Genomic DNA, 17,244 nt, shown 5'->3' with positions numbered 1-17,244 from the left:
CAGGATCCAGCGGAAGAGCTGGATCAGGCCTCGACGGCCACGATGTTGACGACCTTGCGGCCGCGACGGGTGCCGAACTGAACCGCACCGGCGGTCAGCGCGAACAGGGTGTCGTCGCCACCGCGACCGACGCCCGCACCCGGGTGGAAGTGGGTGCCGCGCTGGCGGACGAGGATCTCGCCGGCGCTGACGACCTGGCCGCCGAAGCGCTTCACGCCGAGGCGCTGGGCGTTCGAGTCACGACCGTTGCGGGTAGAGCTTGCGCCCTTCTTGTGTGCCATCTCGCTATCCCCTTACTTACTTCGCGGTGTCGATGCTGGTGATGCGGATGGCGGTGTGGCGCTGGCGGTGACCCTGGCGCCGACGGTAGCCGGTCTTGTTCTTGTACCGAAGGATGACAATCTTGTCGCCCTTGGTGTGGTCGACGACCTCGGCGTGAACCTTCACACCGGCCAGCACCCACGGGTCGGAGGTGACGGCCTCGCCGTCGACGACCAGGATGGTCGAGAGCTCCACCGAGTCACCCGGCTTGACGTCAACACGGTCGATCTCCAGCACGTCGCCCACGGCGACCTTGTGCTGGCGGCCGCCGGCGCGAACGATCGCGTACATGCGGTACCTGCTTTCCTTGCTCGGTGCGGAACTCTCGATGCCAGCCACTGGGTATGGACACAGCGGCCTCCCCCACCCTTCTCGCGAACGAATTCGTGAACGAGGCGGGAGGTGATGTGCTCGGGAGCGTGGCGTAGACACGCCGAAGGTCAAGAATACGGACCGCGAGCCCGCTGGGCAAACCGGCCGTACGGGACGCGGGGTGACCATGGCCACCCCGCGTCCTGGGTCACTCCGCCGCCGAATCACCCTCGGCAGCGGCTGCCTTCTTGGCCGCCGCGCTGGTCCGCTTGGTCGCGGTCTTGCGGGCGGTGGTCTTCTTGGCCGCCGTCGCCGTCGTCTTCTTGGCGGCGGTGGTCTTCTTGGCCGTAGTGGTCTTCTTGGCGGCGGCCTTGCGGGGAGCGCGCTTCTTCGGCGCGGCCTCCTCCTCGGCGGCCGGCTCGGCACCCTCGGCCGGGGCCTCGTCGGACGCGGCCTGCTCGACGGGCGCCTGCTCGGCCTCGACGGCCTCCTCGGCGGCCTCGGTGAGCTGCTCGGCCACCACCGGGGCGGCGGCGGCCAGCGCGGCCTCCACGACGGCCTCGGCGCGCGACTGCAGCACCACGATCTCGGCCTCGCCCGGCGTACCGGCCGACGCGGTCGCCTTGCGCACCGCCCGGCGGCGGGTGCGCCCGGCAGCCGGGGCGGCGGCCGGGATCTCCACCAGGCTGGGCTGCTCGGCGGCCGGAGCCTCGGCGACCGGCTCGGCGGCCTCGGCCTCGGGGGCCTCGACGACCGCGGCCTCGGCAGCCGGGGCCTCCGGAGCGACCAGCTCGAACTCCTCGTGCTCGTGCTCGGCGGCCGCCTGGTCCTCGACCAGGAACGGCTGCGGCTCCTCCGGCCCGGCCCCGCCCTTGCCACGGCGACGGCGCTTGCTCGTGCTCTCGCCCGAGGTGCCCACCGGGCCGCCGCCACCGGCGGGGGCGGTCGGCTGCTCCATGTGGACGATCACGCCGCGCCCGTTGCAGTGCACGCAGGACTCGGAGAAGGACTCCAGCAGGCCCTGGCCGACCCGCTTGCGGGTCATCTGCACCAGGCCCAGCGAGGTGACCTCGGCCACCTGGTGCTTGGTCCGGTCCCGGCCCAGGCACTCCAGCAGGCGGCGCAGCACCAGGTCGCGGTTGGACTCCAGCACCATGTCGATGAAGTCGATCACGATGATGCCGCCGAGGTCGCGCAGCCGCAGCTGGCGGACGATCTCCTCGGCCGCCTCGATGTTGTTGCGGGTGACGGTCTCCTCGAGGTTGCCGCCCTGGCCGACGAACTTGCCGGTGTTGACGTCGACCACGACCATCGCCTCGGTCCGGTCGATCACCAGCGAACCGCCGCTGGGCAGCCAGACCTTGCGGTCCAGCGCCTTCATCAGCTGCTCGTCGATCCGGTAGGTGGCGAAGACGTCGACGTTGGACGTCCACTTCTGCAGCCGGTCCACCAGGTCGGGGGCCACGCCGCCGACGTACTCGTGGATGGTGTTCCACGCGTCGTTGCCGGAGACGATGACCTTGCTGAAGTCCTCGTTGAAGATGTCGCGGACCACCCGGACGGTCATGTCCGGCTCGCCGTAGAGGAGGGTCGGCGCGTTGCCGCCGGCCGCCTTCTTCTGGATCTCCTCCCACTGCTGCTGCAGACGCTGCACGTCGCGGGTGAGCTCCTCCTCGCTCGCGCCCTCGGCGGCGGTGCGCACGATGACGCCCGCGTCGTCCGGCACGATCTTCTTGAGGATCTGCTTCAGGCGGGCGCGCTCGTTCTCCGGCAGCTTGCGGCTGATCCCGGTCATCGAGCCCTCGGGCACGTAGACCAGGTAGCGGCCGGGCAGCGAGATCTGGCTGGTCAGGCGGGCGCCCTTGTGGCCGATCGGGTCCTTGGAGACCTGCACCAGCACGGACTGGCCGGACTTGAGCACCGACTCGATCCGGCGCGGACCGCTGTGGCCGAGCTGGCCGAAGTTGACCTCACCGGCGTAGAGCACCGCGTTGCGGCCCTTGCCGATGTCGACGAAAGCGGCCTCCATCGACGGCAGCACGTTCTGGACCTTGCCCAGGTAGACGTTGCCGACGTAGGAGGTGGCCTGCTCCTTGTTGACGTAGTGCTCGACCAGGACGCCGTCCTCCAGGACGCCGATCTGGGTGCGCTCGCCGTTCTGGCGGACCACCATCACGCGCTCGACCGACTCGCGGCGGGCCAGGAACTCGGCCTCGGTGATGATCGGCACCCGGCGGCGGCCCAGCTCGCGGCCCTCGCGGCGGCGCTGCTTCTTGGCCTCCAGGCGGGTGGAGCCCTTGATGGACTGCACCTCGTCCGGGTCGAAGGACGGCTCGGTGGAGCGGCGGCGCGGCTCGCGCACCTTCACGACCGTGCGGACACCGTCCTCGTCGGCGGTCTCGGCGACCTCGACCCCGGTGTCCCCGCTGCGGCGGCGACGGCGGCGACGGCGGCGGGAGGAGGCCAGGCCACCGGCCAGGTCGTCCTCGTCGTCCTCGTCCTGCTCAGCGCCCTCGGCGAGCTCGGCAGCTGCGGCAGGTCCGGCAGCCGCGGCGGGCTCGGCGACGGCGGCCGCGGCGGACTGCTCGTTCTCCTGGCCCTCGGTCTCGAACTCCTCGGCCTCCCCGCGACGGCGGCGACGGCCACCCCGACGGCGGCGGCGGGAGGACGGACGGCCGTCCTCCTCCCAGTCGCTCTCCTGCTCGGGGCCCTGGGCGGGCGCGGCGGTGGCCTCGAGGTCAGCGGCCGCGGGGGCCGGAGCCTGCGCGGGGGTCTCCACGGCGGCCGGGCGCGGCGGGGTGGCGGTGACGGCGGCGACCGCGGCCCTGCGGCTCTGCGCGGTCGAGCGGCCGGAGGCACCGGTGCCGATCCGGACCGGCTGGCGGCCCCCGCGGCGGCGGCGGCCGACGCCGCTGTACTCGTACTCGTCGTCTTCGGTGGACGCGGCGGGCGCGGCGGCGGCCACCGGCTCGGCGGGCGCCGGGGCCTGCGCGGCGGCCGGCTGCTGGGCAGTGGCGGGGGCCACGTAGGCGGTGGGCTCCTGGAAGACCGGAGCCTGGAAGACCGCGGTCGCCGGGCGCACGGCGCGACGGCGGGCCCGGGGGGCCTCGGTGTGCTGCTCGGCCTCGGGGGCCGGGGCGGCGGGCTGCTCCTCGGCGGCCGGCTCCTCCTCGGCCGCGGGCTCCTCCTCGACCGGGGCTTCCTCGGCGGCAGCGGGGGTCGCGACCGGCGCCTCGACGCGCTTACGGGTCCGGCGCGCCCGCACCGGCTTCTCCGCCACCGGCTCCTCGGCGACCGGCGCCTCAGCGGCCGGGGCCTCCTCGGCGGGGGTCTCCTCGGCGGCAGCGGGGCTGGCCACCGGCGCCTCGGCCCGCTTACGGGTGCGACGCGCCCGCACCGGCTTCTCCGCCACCGGCTCCTCGGCCACCGGCGCCTCAGCGGCCGGAGCCTCCTCGGCGGCGGCCGGGCTGGCCACCGGCGCCTCGACGCGCTTACGGGTCCGGCGCGCCCGCACCGGCGCCTCGGCCTGCACGGGCTCGGCGGCGGGGGCGGACGCGGTCACGGCCTCGACCGGGATGACCGTCTCGGCACTCTCGGAGGCCGCTCCCTGCGGGGTGCCGGCCGGGCGCGACACGGCGCGGCGCCGGCGGCGCGGCGGCGCGGCGTCGCCGCTCGGCTCGCCGCTGTTCTGTGCTGCTTCGTCTCGCTGTGATTCGTTGTTCTCAGGCATGCGGGTGGATCTCCCGTCAGGCCCCCGGGCTCCGCATCCAGGCACGGCCGGGCACCGGTGGCCGGCCCGGGGCGCTTCGGCGCCCAGGCCGACTCTCCACGGTGCCGCCGTGCGAACGCGAGGCCGCACAGGGGCTCGTAGTCTCGCTCGGCGCCCCGCACGGTGCGGGGTGTCGAAAAGTCTTCTGGTCTGGCCAGTGTTCTCAGGTTTTCCCAAGCTGCGCGGCCCCACAACCCAGGGTGGCTCCCGGGGCGGGCCCCACCGGCCCGAAGGCGGCGTGGTTCTCCTGGGGCCCGCCGACCCGGCGGGTCGAGGGGCCACCACAGAAGTGGCCTGTGCGCGACGACGCTCGCTCCCCTGGGGAGCCGCGGGGGCCTGGAGCGCGCAGCACCGGGCGGTTAATCCGGTCCTCGCCTCCGCCCGCTAGGCGGACGCTGCGGACTGCGGCTCAACGGCCGCCTCAGTAAGGACGGCCGGGGCCGCAGCGCGGTCGAGCGCCAGCGGGTCGGTCACCGTGCCGATCTCCTCGTCGAGCGGCCCCTGCGCCAGCCTGGTCACCTCTGCGGGGACCGGCAGCGCCAGGTCAGCCGTCGCCCGGAGACCGGACAAAACGTCGTCTGGTCGTACGGCGGGTGTGGCGTGTCGTACTACCAGGCGCAGTATCGCACAGGCCTGACCGGTACGAACATCGGAGGTGGCTGTGGATTCCCCGAGCGGACCAACGCCGACCTGCGCCGGAACCAGTTCCAGCCGGGCGACGGCCTCGCGCGCGTCGAAGACCCTTAGCCCATTCTTCGTCTGGCGTTGCACCTCGACCCGCTCGGCCGCCAGGAACAGCTCCACCGCCCGGCCCGCGTCCTCCTCGGTCACCTGCGGCAACCGCAGCTCCCAGAGGGAGGCCTCCAGCCGCTCCACGAAGTTCGGGGTGCGCACCTCGACGGCGTCCACGATGTCCAGCCCGGTCGGCAGCGACTCGTCCAGCTGGGCGCGCAGCGCCTGCGGGTCCCGGAAGTCGGCCAGGCCGATCTCCAGATACTCCGCCTCACTGGCCACCCCGGTCGGGGCGGCATTGGCGTAGGACACCTTGGGATGCGGGGTGAACCCGGCCGAGTACGCCATCGGAACGGCGGATCGGCGCAGGGCCCGCTCGAAGGCGCGCTGGAAGTCGCGGTGGCTGGTGAAGCGCAGACGGCCCCGCTTGGTGTAGCGCAGTCGAATGCGCTGCACCGTCGGCGCGGGAGGCGGACCGTCGGGCGTGCGGCGTGCCAGGGTCGCTCAGTCCTTCGGGAGAAGTCGCGTCCGGAGCCGGCGGCCCGATACAGCTGGGCCACCGGGATGGACTCTGTCAAGGAGCAAGGGTACGCGCCCGTACCCACCCCTCGCGTCGCAGCTCAGCCCGGTGGCCCTGGTACCGCTCGATCGGGACTACTTCAGCACCGTCAGGGGCAGCAGCTTCTTGCCCGTCGGACCGATTTGGATGGTCGTGTCCATCTGAGGACAGACACCGCAGTCGAAGCACGGGGTCCAGCGGCAGTCGTCGACCTCGACCTCCTCCAGCGCGTCCTGCCAGTCCTCCCAGAGCCAGTCCTTGTCGAGGCCGCTGTCCAGGTGGTCCCAGGGCAGGACCTCCTCGTAGCCGCGCTCGCGGGTGGTGTACCAGGCGACGTCGACGCCGGTGCCGGCCAGGCCCCTCTCGGCGGCCTGCATCCAGCGGTCGAAGGAGAAGTGCTCGCGCCAGCCGTCGAACCGGCCGCCGTCCTCGTAGACCGCGCGGATGATCCTGCCGGTGCGGCGGTCACCGCGGGAGAGCAGGCCCTCGACGATGCCGGGCTTGCCGTCGTGGTAGCGGAAGCCGATGTTCTTGCCGTACTTGCGGTCCTGGCGGATCGCGTCGCGCAGCTTGGCGAGCCGGGCGTCGGTGTCCTCCGCGGACAGCTGGGGGGCCCACTGGAAGGGGGTGTGCGGCTTGGGGACGAAACCGCCGATGGAGACCGTGCAGCGGATGTCGTTCTGCCCGGTGACCTCGCGGCCCTTCTGGATGACGTTCTTCGCCATCTCGGCGATCTGCAGCACGTCCTCGTCGGTCTCCGTCGGGAGGCCGACCATGAAGTACAGCTTCACCTGGCGCCAGCCGTTGCCGTAGGCCGCGGCGACGGTGCGGATCAGGTCCTCCTCCGACACCATCTTGTTGATCACCTTGCGGATCCGCTCACTGCCGCCCTCGGGGGCGAAGGTGAGGCCGGAGCGCCGGCCGTTGCGGGTCAGCTCGTTGGCCAGGTCGATGTTGAAGGCGTCCACCCGGGTGGAGGGCAGCGACAGGCCGATCTTGTCCTCGGTGTACCGGTCGGCCAGGCCCTTGGCGATGTCGCCGATCTCGGTGTGGTCGGCCGAGGAGAGCGAGAGCAGGCCGACCTCCTCGAAGCCGGTCGCCTTCAGCCCGCGCTCCACCATCTCGCCGATGCCGGTGATGCTTCGCTCCCGCACGGGGCGCGTGATCATGCCGGCCTGGCAGAAGCGGCAGCCGCGGGTGCAGCCGCGGAAGATCTCCACGGACATCCGCTCGTGCACCGTCTCGGCGAGCGGGACCAGCGGCTGCTTGGGGTAGGGCCACTCGTCCAGGTCCATCACGGTGTGCTTGGAGACCCGCCACGGCACGCCGGGGGCGTTGGGGACCACGCGGGCGATCCGGCCGTCCGGCAGGTACTCGACGTCGTAGAACCGCGGCACGTAGACCCCGCCGGTCCTGGCAAGGCGCAGCAGCAGCTCCTCGCGGCCGCCGGGGCGGCCCTCGGCCTTCCAAGCCCGGATGATCTCGGTGATGTCGAGCACGGCCTGCTCGCCGTCGCCGACCACCGCGCAGTCGATGAAGTCCGCGATCGGCTCGGGGTTGAACGCGGCGTGGCCGCCGGCCAGCACGATCGGGTCCTCGTCGGTGCGGTCGGCCGCGTCCAGCGGGATGCCGGCCAGGTCCAGCGCGGCCAGCATGTTCGTGTAGCCGAGCTCGGTGGAGAACGAGAGCCCGAACACGTCGAAGGCCTTGACCGGGCGGTGCGCGTCCACCGTGAACTGCGGGACCTGGTGCTCGCGCATCAGGGCCTCCAGGTCGGGCCAGACGCTGTAGGTCCGCTCGGCCAGCACGCCCTCGCGCTCGTTCAGCACCTCGTAGAGGATCATGACGCCCTGGTTGGGCAGCCCGACCTCGTACGCGTCCGGGTACATCAGCGCCCAGCGGACGTCGCAGGAGTCCCACTCCTTGACGGTCGAGTTGAGCTCGCCGCCGACGTACTGGATCGGCTTCTGGACGTGCGGGAGGAGGGCCTCCAGGCGTGGGAAGACCGATTCGACTGGCATGCGGCGAAACCCTTTGGCTTGACGGAGGGGGTGACCCTCAAGGGTAGCGTGACCGGAGGGCAGAACCTGCTGGCCCGGGTGGTGGTCACCACCGCCCGGGCCGCGCCTCACATCGCTATCGGCCGCTGGGTGCGGACCGCCTGGAGCAGCCCGATGGCGATCCAGCCCGCGAACATCGAGGAACCGCCGTAGCTGACGAAGGGCAGCGGGATGCCGGCCACCGGCATGATGCCCAGCGTCATGCCGATGTTCTCGAAGGACTGGAAGGCGAACCAGGCGATCACGCCGCCCGCCACCACGGTGCCGAACAGGTCGGTGGCCTGGCGGGCGATCCGGCAGGCGCGCCACAGGATCACCCCGACCAGCAGGATGATCGCCAGGCCCCCGACGAAGCCCAGCTCCTCCCCCGCGACCGTGAAGACGAAGTCGGTCTGCTGCTCGGGGACGAACTGCCCTATCGTCTGGGTGCCGTGGAACAGGCCCTTGCCGGTCAGGCCGCCGGAGCCGATCGCGATCCGGGCCTGCGCGGTGTTGTAGCCCACGCCCGAGGGGTCCAGCGCCGGGTTGGCGAAGGCGGCGAAGCGGTCGATCTGGTACTTGCTCAGCACGTGCAGCTTCCAGACGGCCGCGGCGCCTAGCCCTCCGGTGGCCAGCAGACCGAAGATCCACCGGTTGGCCACCCCGGAGGCCAGCAGGATGCCCAGGATGGTCACCACCATCACCATGACCGAGCCGAGGTCGGGCATCAGCAGCACGATGCAGATCGGCAGCCCGCCCAGCGCCAGCGCCTGGAGCACGGTGCGCCCCGGCGGTATCGCCCGCTCGCCGGTGTCCACCCGGGAGGAGAGCACCAGCGCCATCCCGAGCACGATGGCCAGCTTGGCGAACTCGGCCGGCTGGATCGAGAAGCCGCCGCCGAACTGGATCCAGGAGTGCGCGCCGTTGATCGTCGAGCCCAGCGGGCTGAGCGTGGCCAGCAGCATCAGGATGGAGAGCGCGTAGAGGACCGGCACCGCGGCGCGGATCCGGTGGTGCCCTATCGCGATGGCGCCGGCACAGAGCACCACGCCGATCACCAGGTTGGTCAGGTGCCGGTAGAGGAAGTACTGCGGATCGCCGTGGGTCAGCGAGTCGCGCCCCCGGGTCGCCGACCACACCAGCATCGAGCTGCCCAGTGACAGCGCGAGCGCGGCCAGGATTATCACCCAGTCCAGCCGGCGCAGCGGGGCGTCCTTGGCCAGCGCCCGGGCCAGCGGGCCGCGCTGCGGCGAGAACCGCAGCTGGCGGTAGGAGCTGTAGGAGGAGGTCATGCCCGGCTCCTTCCGACGCCGCGCTGCGCGGGCTCCAGCGCGTACAGGTCGGTGTAGACGCCCGACCGGGCCGGCACCGGCGGGATGTCGGCGTAGGCCACCGACTTGAGGATCGCGGTGCCGTCCGGGTTGAACTTGGGCAGGTCGGTCTGCGGGGTGGGCAGCAGCGCCTTGCCCGGGTCGACGTTGCCCTTGTCGTCCACGCCGTACAGCGCCTGGTAGATCCGGCGGACCGCGTCACCCGAGCCGCCCGAGCCGGTGCCGCCCTGGCTGATCGTCATGACCACCGCGTAGTCCTTGCTGTAGGTGGTCAGCCAGGAGGTGGTCTGCTTGCCGTAGACCTCGGCGGTACCGGTCTTGGCGTGCAGCTGGATCTTGTCCTGCGGCCAGCCCGCGCCGGTGAACTTCCAGGCCGCGGTGCCCTCGGTGATGACGCCGGCGGTGGCCTGGTCGATGTACTGCAGGGTCTTGTCGTCGTCCGGCAGCTTGCCGTCCACGTGCGGGTCGATGTTGCGCACCAGCTGGCCGCTGGGGGTGACGACGGCCTTGGCCACGGTGGGCCGGTAGAGCGTGCCGCCGTTGGCGATCGCCGAGTAGATGGTGGCCATCTGGATCGGGGTGACCAGCGTGTCGCCCTGGCCGATCGCGTAGTTGACCGAGTCACCGGCGCGCAGCACGTTGCCGTCCACGCAGTTCTCGCGGGCGATCTGGGTGGCGTAGTCGGTGCCGCCGCCGGCCGCCTGCTTGCACCAGGCGTCCTTGTTGGCGTTGAAGAAGTCGGTCTTCCACTGCCGGTCCGGCACCCGGCCCGGGACCTCGGCCGGCAGGTCGATGCCGGTCTTGGCGCCGAGGCCGAACTGGTGGGCCGTCTTGTAGAACCAGTCGGCGGGGTCGGCCTTGGGCTTGGTGCCGCCGTCCTTCATCCACTGGTCGTAGGACAGGCCGTAGAAGACGGTGTCGCAGGAGATCTCCAGTGCCTTCTCCAGCGAGATGTCACCGGCCGACTCGCCCTCGAAGTTCTTGAACTCCCGGCCGCCGATGGTCAGGCTCGACGGGCACGGGTAGTGGCCGTCCAGCGAGTAGCCGGCCTGGACGGCGGCGCTGGTGGAGACCACCTTGAAGGTCGAGCCGGGCGCCGACTGGCCCTGGATGGCCCGGTTGAGCAGCGGGTAGTTGCTGTCCTGGCCGGTCAGACCGGCGTAGTCCTTGGCGGAGATGCCGCCCACCCAGAGGTTGGGGTCGTAGGTCGGGGCGCTGGCCATCGCGATGATCCGGCCGGTGTGCACGTCCATCACTATGGCCGCGCCGGAGTCGGCCACGAAGTTCTGGTTGGTCACCGTGTCGTAGGTGTTGCGGGCGTCCTTCATCGCCTGCACCAGGTTGTCCTCGACCACCTTCTGCACCCGGGCGTCCAGGCTGGTCACCACGTTGTCGCCGGGCTGGGCGGGGGTGGTGCCGGCGCTGCCGATCACCCGGCCGAGGTTGTCCACCTCCAGGCGGTCGACGCCGGTGGCGCCGCGCAGGTCGTTGTCGTAGACCGACTCCAGACCGGCCCGGCCGATCTGGTCGCTGGGCAGGTACTTGCTCTTGCCGCTCTGGTTCGCGGTCTTGGTGACCTCGTCGTCGGTGACCGGCGACAGGTAGCCGAGCACCTGGGCCATGTTGGCGCCGTCCGGGCCCGGGTACTGGCGCACGGCGGTGGGCTGGGCGGTGATGCCGGGGAAGTCCTCGCGGCGTTCCATTATCTGCATCGCCTGCTGGGTGGTGGCCTGGTCGGTCACCGGGATCGGCTGGTAGGGCGAGCCGTTCCAGCAGGGCTGCGGGGTCTTGGCGTCGCAGAGCCTGACCTTGTCCTGGACGTCCTTGGGGTTCATCCCGAGCACCTGGGCCAGCTTGGTCAGCGCCGCCTTGCCGTGGTCCTTCTGCTCCAGCAGCGAGGTGCGGCTGACCGAGACCACGAGCTTGGTCTGGTTGCCGGCCAGCACCCGGCCGTCGGCGTCCAGGATCTCGCCGCGGATCGCCGGTGAGACCACCTCGCGGATGTGGTTGTTGGAGGCCTGGGCGGTGTACTGGCTGCCGTTGCGGATCTGCAGGAACCACAGCCGCCCGCCGAGGGTGGCGAGCAGCGAGAGGACCAGGATCTGCAGGACGACCAGACGGATCGTCACCCGGCGGGTGCGACCGGTCTCCGGGATGTTGCTCACCTCGAGGACTCCCCGCTTGAGAGGTGGTCGGTAGGGGGCCGGCCGGCTATCAGGACTTGGCCCGGATCTTGCGGCTGCTGCTCGGCAGTCCCGAGGCCTCCCGGGTGGTGCGGTAGCGCGCGATGGTGCCCAGGCCCGGCCCGGTCACCTCGCCGCCCGGCCCCGACGGGTCCGCCCAGCGGGCCAGCAGCATCACCGCGGGCACCACGAAGGGGGCCAGCAGCAGGTCGTACAGGAGCGCGGTGCCCATCAGCGAAGGCAGCCCGACGTGCCGGGCGGCGGTGTCGCCGACCAGCGCGCCGACCGCCGCGTACAGCAGCGTGGAGACGATCGCGGCACCGGCCACCACCAGCAGCGGCACCAGCACCGAGCGAGGCCGGCCCGGCTCGGCACGCAGCAGACCGGCCGCGTAGCCGATCAGGCAGAGCACCAGCGCGTAGCGGCCGATCGCGTGGTCGGAGGGCGGCGCCAGGTCGGCCAGCAGCCCGGCGGCGAAGCCGGTCAGGCAGCCGCCGGAGGGGCCGAAGACCAGGCCGAGACCGACCACGACCAGCAGCAGCAGGTCCGGGGTGGCCCCGGGCAGCTGCAGCCGGCCCAGCACACTGACCTGCAGCAGCAGGGCGAGCAGGACCAGGACGGCGGAGAGCAGGGCGCGCTTGATGACCATCGGTCAGTTCCCCCCGGTCGGCGAGTCGGACGGCTGCTGCGGGGCGCCGGACGGCTGCGCCGCGGGCGCGGCCGGCGGCTGGGCGGGGGCCGCGGGGGTGGGGCTCGGCGGGGCCGGCGGCAGCACCGAGTCCCTGGGGTCGGTGCGCGGCGGCACCACGACCACCCCGACCAGGTCCAGCCGGGTGAACGAGACGAACGGGTCGACCAGCACGGTCTTGGTCAGCTCGCCCGGCGTGGCCTGCACCTGGGTGACGGTGCCCACCGGCACGCCCGGCACGAACGGACGGCCGTTCTGCGAGCCGAAGGTGACCAGCCGGTCGCCCGGCTTGACCTGCGCCTTGCCGTTGAGCAGCTGGACCTTCATCGGACCCTGGCCCTGCCCGGCCGCGAAGCCGATCTCGCCGCTGCCCTCCATCCGGGTGCCGGCGGTGAAGCCGGGATCGGTGGCGAGCAGCACCGTGGCAGTGGTCGGGGCGACCGTGGTGACCCGGCCGACCAGGCCCTGACCGTTGATCACGGTCATGTCCCGCTGCAGGCCGTCGTCGCTGCCCGCGTCGATGGTGATGGTCCAGGAGAAGCCCTGGGCCGCGCCGATGGCGATCACCTGCGCGGCCTTGATGGTGTATCCGCCGGACCCGGCGGTGCGCAGCATGTCGTCCAGCTGCTTGGTCCGCCCGGTGGCGGTGTCCGAGGAGGCCAGCTTCTGGCGCAGCTCGGTGTTCTCGGCGCCGATCTGGTCCAGCCGCTGCTGCTCGGTGCCCGAGTCGCGGATCGCCCGCACCGTGCGGGCTATCGGATCGACGGCCCCCGCGGCGCCGCGCTCCGCCGGACCGAACAGGTCGGCGGCGGTGCGGCGGGCGCCGTTCAGCGGGGAGCTCTCACCGCCCTTGATGTCCACGGTGATCAGCGCGAAGGCTACGGCCACCAGCAGGACGAGCAGCAGTCGGCTCTCTCGTGTGTCCCTCACGGCGACGAGGCTGCCCCTTCTGAATGTGTCGGGTCTGACGGGGTGTCTAACGACGCGGCTGCGCGTCCAGTACCTGCTGCAGGGCCTCGAACTCCTCGACGCAGCGGCCCGAACCGAGCGCCACCGAGTCCAGCGGGTTCTCCGCGATGTGGATCGGCATCCCGGTCTCCCGGCGCAGCCGCTCGTCCAGCCCGCGCAGCAGCGCACCGCCGCCGGTCAGCACCACGCCGCGGTCCATCACGTCGCCCGCCAGCTCCGGCGGGCACTGGTCCAGGGTGGTCTTGACGGCGTCGATGATCGAGTTGACCGGTTCGTCGATGGCCTCGCGGACCTCGGCGGCGGAGATCACCACGGTCTTCGGCAGGCCGCTGACCAGGTCCCGGCCGCGGATCTCGGCGTGCTCGTCCTTCTCGTTCTCCGAGCCCCAGGCCGAGCCGATGCTCATCTTGATCTGCTCGGCACTGCGCTCGCCGAGGAGCAGCGAGTACTCCTTCTTGATGTGCTGGACGATCGCGTTGTCCAGCTCGTCGCCGGCCACCCGGATCGACTGCGCGGTGACGATGCCGCCCAGCGAGATGACCGCGACCTCGGTGGTGCCGCCGCCGATGTCCACCACCATGTTGCCGGTGGCCTCGTGGACCGGCAGACCGGCGCCGATCGCGGCGGCCATCGGCTCCTCGATGATGTGGACCTGGCGGGCGCCGGCCAGGTGACTGGCCTCCACCACGGCGCGGCGCTCCACGCCGGTGATGCCGCTGGGCACGCAGACCACGACCCGCGGGCGGACCAGGTAGCGGCGGCGGTGGATCTTCTGGATGAAGTACCGCAGCATCCGCTGGGTGATCTCGAAGTCGGCGATCACGCCGTCCTTGAGCGGGCGGATGGCGATGATGTTGCCGGGCGTGCGCCCGATCATCTTCTTCGCCTCGGACCCGACCGCCAGGATGCCGCCGGTGTTGGTGTTGACCGCCACGACTGACGGCTCGTTCAGGACGATCCCCTTGCCCCTGACGTACACCAGCGTGTTGGCAGTGCCGAGGTCGATCGCCAGGTCACGGCCGATGAACGACAGATTGTTGGCCATGGAGTGTGGAACGCCTTCCCGAACTGGATGTCATGGGCAGGGAGTTGAGCCTCACACGAGGCCCGCACAGCAGCGCGCGAACCGCGCGCCGGGCCGTTCGGGCCCGTAGGGTGCCTCCATCGTAGCCACGCCCGGCGAACTGGTCGGCGGGATGGGCATGGCGTCCATTCTCCGTCGCAGGATCGGTTCTCCCCGGATTGGGACGCCGTGTCGGACTATTCAGTTCCATATTTGAGGATCAGATTCCCACGGTTGGCTGAGCCTGAGCGGCTCGGCCGACCGCGGGCCGCCCCGATGCCGGGTCAGGCGTGGGCGGGAAAGAAGATCTTGATCTCGCGCTCGGCCGAGGCCTCCGAGTCCGAGGCGTGGATCAGGTTCTCCCGGGTGATCGTGGCGAAGTCACCGCGGATGGTGCCGGGGCCCGCGGCCAGCGGGTCGGTGGCGCCGGCCAGCGCGCGCACGCCCGGGACCACGTTCTCGCCCTCGACGATCAGGGCGAGCGAGGGGCCGGAGGTCATGAACTCGAGCAGCGGCTCGTAGAACGGACGGCCGACGTGCTCGGCGTAGTGCGTCTCCAGCGTCGCCCGGTCGAAGGTGCGCAGCTCGACGGCGGCCAGTCGCCAGCCCGCCTTGCGCTCGATCCGGCTGATGATCTCGCCGGTCAGACCACGGCGGACGGCGTCGGGCTTGAGCAGGACGAGAGTGCGCTGGGTCACGGTGCGGCTCCAGAGGTTTCGGGGCTGAATGGTGTATGCCACTGCCCAGAGGTTACCTTGCGTGAACAGCGGGTCGGTGACCGCCACCGCGCGGGGGCAACCGGCGGCCGCCGACCGTTCTAGGCGGTGGCGCCGACGGTCGTGCGGCCCTCGCGCTCCGCCTTGATGACATCGATCTTGCGGCCGTAGTGCACCGAGCACCACCACAGGCCCGCGAAGATCACGCCCAGCGCGTACATCGTCGGCAGCAGCAGCCCGGCCGCGATCAGGCCCAGCTGGAGCGCCCAGCCGACGGCCACCGCGCCGCGGCGGGTGATCATGCCGCACAGCAGCACGCAGCAGAGCATCACCGCCCCGCTGACACCCCAGATCACGGCGGTCGAGACGTCCGTCATCTTCATCGCGACGCAGGCCGCGAAGAGCACCACGAAGACCTCGCCGATGAGCGTGGACGCACAGAGCGTACGCATCGTCACTTCCTCCCGAGCAGCAGGCGGGCCTCGCCCACGGTGATCACCGAGCCGGTGATCAGCACGCCGGAGCCGGTGAGATCGCCCTCCGCCTCGGCCAGCGCCACGGCGGCGTCGATCGCGTCGTCCAGCCGGGGCTCCACCTGCACCCGGTCCTCGCCGAAGATCTCCACGGCCTGGGCCGCGAGGTCGTCCACCGGCATCGCCCGGTGGGTGGTGTTCTGGGTGATGACCACCTCGGCCAGGATCGGCTCGAAGGCCTCCAGCAGGCCGGTGACGTCCTTGTCGCCGCTGGTGGCGATCACCCCGACGAGCCGGTTGAAGGCGAAGGCCTCGCCAACCGCGGCAGCGGTGACCCGCGCGCCGGCCGGGTTGTGCGCGGCGTCCAGCAGGATGGTGGGGCTGCGCCGGACGACCTCCAGGCGCCCGGGCGAGCTGACACCGGAGAAGGCGTGGCGCACCTTGTCGGCGTCCAGCTGGCCCTCGCGGGCCGCGCCGATGCCGAAGAACGCCTCCACCGCGGCCAGTGCGAGGGCCGCGTTGTGCGCCTGGTGCTCGCCGTGCAGCGGGATGAAGATGTCGCTGTACTCGCCCCCGCCGAGGCCACGCAGGGTGATCAGCTGGCCGCCGACCGCGACCTCGCGGCTCAGCACCCCGAACTCCATGCCCTCGCGGGCCACCGTGGCGCCGACCTCGACCGAGCGGGCCAGGATCGCCTCGGCGGCGTCCAGCGGCTGCTGGGCGACCACCGCGAGGGAGTCGGGCTTGATGATCCCGGCCTTCTCGGTGGCGATCTGACCGGTGGTGTCCCCCAGGAACTTGGTGTGGTCCAGCGAGACCGGGGTGAGCACGGAGACGGCCGCGTCGATCACGTTGGTGGCGTCCCAGGTGCCGCCCATGCCGACCTCGACCACGGCCACGTCCACCGGCGCGTCGGCGAAGGCCGCGTACGCCATGGCGGTGAGCACCTCGAAGAAGGAGAGCGCGACGGGCTGCCGCTCGTCCACCATCCTGATGTAGGGCTCGATGTCGTTGTACGTCTCGACGAACTTCTCGACGCTGATCGGCTGCCCGTCCAGGCTGATCCGCTCGGTCACCGACTCCACGTGCGGGCTGGTGTAGCGCCCGGTGCGCAGCTCGAAGGCGTTCAGCAGCTGCTCGACCATCCGGGCCGTGGACGTCTTGCCGTTGGTACCGGTGATGTGGATGGACGGGTAGGCGCGCTGCGGCTCACCGAGGATGTCCATCAGGGCCGAGATCCGGTCCAGCGAGGGTTCGAGCTTGTTCTCCGGCCAGCGCCGGGAGAGTTCGGCCTCGACCTCCTGCAGGCCGGTCGGCTGGTCGCCGGCCTCCGCGTTGCTGGGACGGCTGGTGTACGGGTTCGGCCCGGCGGAGCTGGTCACCCGCCCAGTGTACGAGCGCGAGGCCCGCCCGCCCGCCGCGGGGCCGCCGGTGCGCCGCGGCGCTGGTGGCGCGTCCTCGGGCCGGCGGCGCGCTCAGCTGCGCGGACGGGTCAGACCGCGGCTGGTACCGGGCTCTGCCGCAGCCGCAGCTCGGCGAGCACTTCGTCGACCTCGTCCTCGGGGAGCAGCGGCAGCATCATGGCGACCGCCTGGAGCAGGCCGCCGAGCAGGAAGGTGGTGTCCGGGGTGGCGGCCACCAGCGCCCGCACCGCGGCCACCTGCCCGCCGCGCACCGCCTCGATCAGCCGCGCCGCGTCCGCCGACTCCTCGTCCACCAGCACCCCGATCTCGCCCTGCGGCGCCCGGCGGGCCAGCGAGCGCAGCACCCGGTCGCCGACCTCGGGGGCGTAGGCCTTGCGCACCGCCTCGGCCGCGACCCAGGCGAGCAGGGTGACCACCTCGCGTTCGGCCTGGTCGTCCAGCAACCGGTCCAGGGCCGTGTCGAAGGCGACCTGGTTGCCGTGCCGGAACGCGAGCAGCAATGTCGCGGCCCGTCCCTTTGCCTCCTCGACCCGCTGCGCAGGAAGTTCGCCGGCCAACTTGTGCGCTGTCACCATGCCCTGCCTTCCCTTCACGAGTGCCCGTACTCGGAACTTCAGCACACCGTATACGGGACGCCTTCGCAGGTCACCGGACCTGGCCGCAAG

The 17,244-nt window shown here is 71.7% G+C and carries 14 protein-coding genes; all 14 read right to left on the bottom strand.

What is annotated here, in order from left to right; all coding sequences use genetic code 11:
• Positions 1–23 precede the first annotated feature (23 nt).
• The 14 genes from rpmA to OG294_RS27450 all read right to left on the bottom strand — a co-directional run bounded on the left by rpmA (position 24) and on the right by OG294_RS27450 (position 17,154).
• Positions 24–281, bottom strand: a complete 258-nt coding sequence (gene rpmA, locus OG294_RS27515; protein ID WP_030309712.1) for a 50S ribosomal protein L27 — start codon at positions 279–281, stop codon at positions 24–26.
• Positions 282–297: 16 nt separating this feature from the next.
• Complete coding sequence (rplU, locus tag OG294_RS27510) at positions 298–612, bottom strand: 50S ribosomal protein L21 (RefSeq protein ID WP_327069218.1); 315 nt, start codon at positions 610–612, stop codon at positions 298–300.
• 229 nt (positions 613–841) lie between these two features.
• A complete protein-coding gene (locus tag OG294_RS27505) occupies positions 842–4,363 on the bottom strand; it encodes an Rne/Rng family ribonuclease (RefSeq protein WP_327069217.1) in 3,522 nt (1,173 codons plus the stop codon).
• 423 nt (positions 4,364–4,786) lie between these two features.
• Positions 4,787–5,590: a TIGR03936 family radical SAM-associated protein gene (locus OG294_RS27500; protein WP_327069216.1), complete on the bottom strand. Its 804-nt coding sequence runs from the start codon at positions 5,588–5,590 to the stop codon at positions 4,787–4,789.
• Positions 5,591–5,788: 198 nt separating this feature from the next.
• Positions 5,789–7,714, bottom strand: a complete 1,926-nt coding sequence (locus OG294_RS27495) for a TIGR03960 family B12-binding radical SAM protein (protein WP_327069215.1) — start codon at positions 7,712–7,714, stop codon at positions 5,789–5,791.
• A gap of 107 nt (positions 7,715–7,821) precedes the next feature.
• Positions 7,822–9,024 (bottom strand): rod shape-determining protein RodA, encoded by a 1,203-nt coding sequence (rodA, locus tag OG294_RS27490; protein WP_327069214.1) that lies wholly within the window; start codon positions 9,022–9,024, stop codon positions 7,822–7,824.
• Complete coding sequence (gene mrdA, locus OG294_RS27485; protein WP_327069213.1) at positions 9,021–11,228, bottom strand: penicillin-binding protein 2; 2,208 nt, start codon at positions 11,226–11,228, stop codon at positions 9,021–9,023. The genes rodA and mrdA overlap by 4 nt, the downstream gene beginning before the upstream one ends.
• 49 nt (positions 11,229–11,277) lie before the next feature.
• Positions 11,278–11,895 (bottom strand): rod shape-determining protein MreD, encoded by a 618-nt coding sequence (mreD, locus tag OG294_RS27480; protein WP_327069212.1) that lies wholly within the window; start codon positions 11,893–11,895, stop codon positions 11,278–11,280.
• 3 nt (positions 11,896–11,898) lie between these two features.
• Positions 11,899–12,864 (bottom strand): rod shape-determining protein MreC, encoded by a 966-nt coding sequence (gene mreC, locus OG294_RS27475; RefSeq protein ID WP_327069211.1) that lies wholly within the window; start codon positions 12,862–12,864, stop codon positions 11,899–11,901.
• Between the two features lie 46 nt (positions 12,865–12,910).
• Entirely contained in the window at positions 12,911–13,936 is a 1,026-nt protein-coding gene (locus OG294_RS27470) for a rod shape-determining protein (protein WP_281404108.1), read from the bottom strand.
• A 314-nt stretch (positions 13,937–14,250) separates the two neighbouring features.
• Positions 14,251–14,664, bottom strand: coding sequence for a nucleoside-diphosphate kinase (ndk, locus tag OG294_RS27465; RefSeq protein ID WP_327069210.1), 414 nt, complete (start codon positions 14,662–14,664; stop codon positions 14,251–14,253).
• Positions 14,665–14,783: 119 nt separating this feature from the next.
• Entirely contained in the window at positions 14,784–15,134 is a 351-nt protein-coding gene (locus tag OG294_RS27460; RefSeq protein ID WP_327069209.1) for a DUF4233 domain-containing protein, read from the bottom strand.
• A gap of 2 nt (positions 15,135–15,136) precedes the next feature.
• Entirely contained in the window at positions 15,137–16,537 is a 1,401-nt protein-coding gene (gene folC, locus OG294_RS27455) for a bifunctional tetrahydrofolate synthase/dihydrofolate synthase (RefSeq protein WP_442789228.1), read from the bottom strand.
• A gap of 110 nt (positions 16,538–16,647) precedes the next feature.
• On the bottom strand, positions 16,648–17,154 hold the full coding sequence (locus OG294_RS27450) for a hypothetical protein (RefSeq protein ID WP_327069208.1): 507 nt from the start codon (positions 17,152–17,154) through the stop codon (positions 16,648–16,650).
• Positions 17,155–17,244: the final 90 nt, after the last annotated feature.

The organism is Kitasatospora sp. NBC_01302 (genome assembly GCF_035976515.1).
GTDB lineage: Bacteria > Actinomycetota > Actinomycetes > Streptomycetales > Streptomycetaceae > Kitasatospora.
This window is presented reverse-complemented; position numbering and strand designations above follow the sequence as displayed.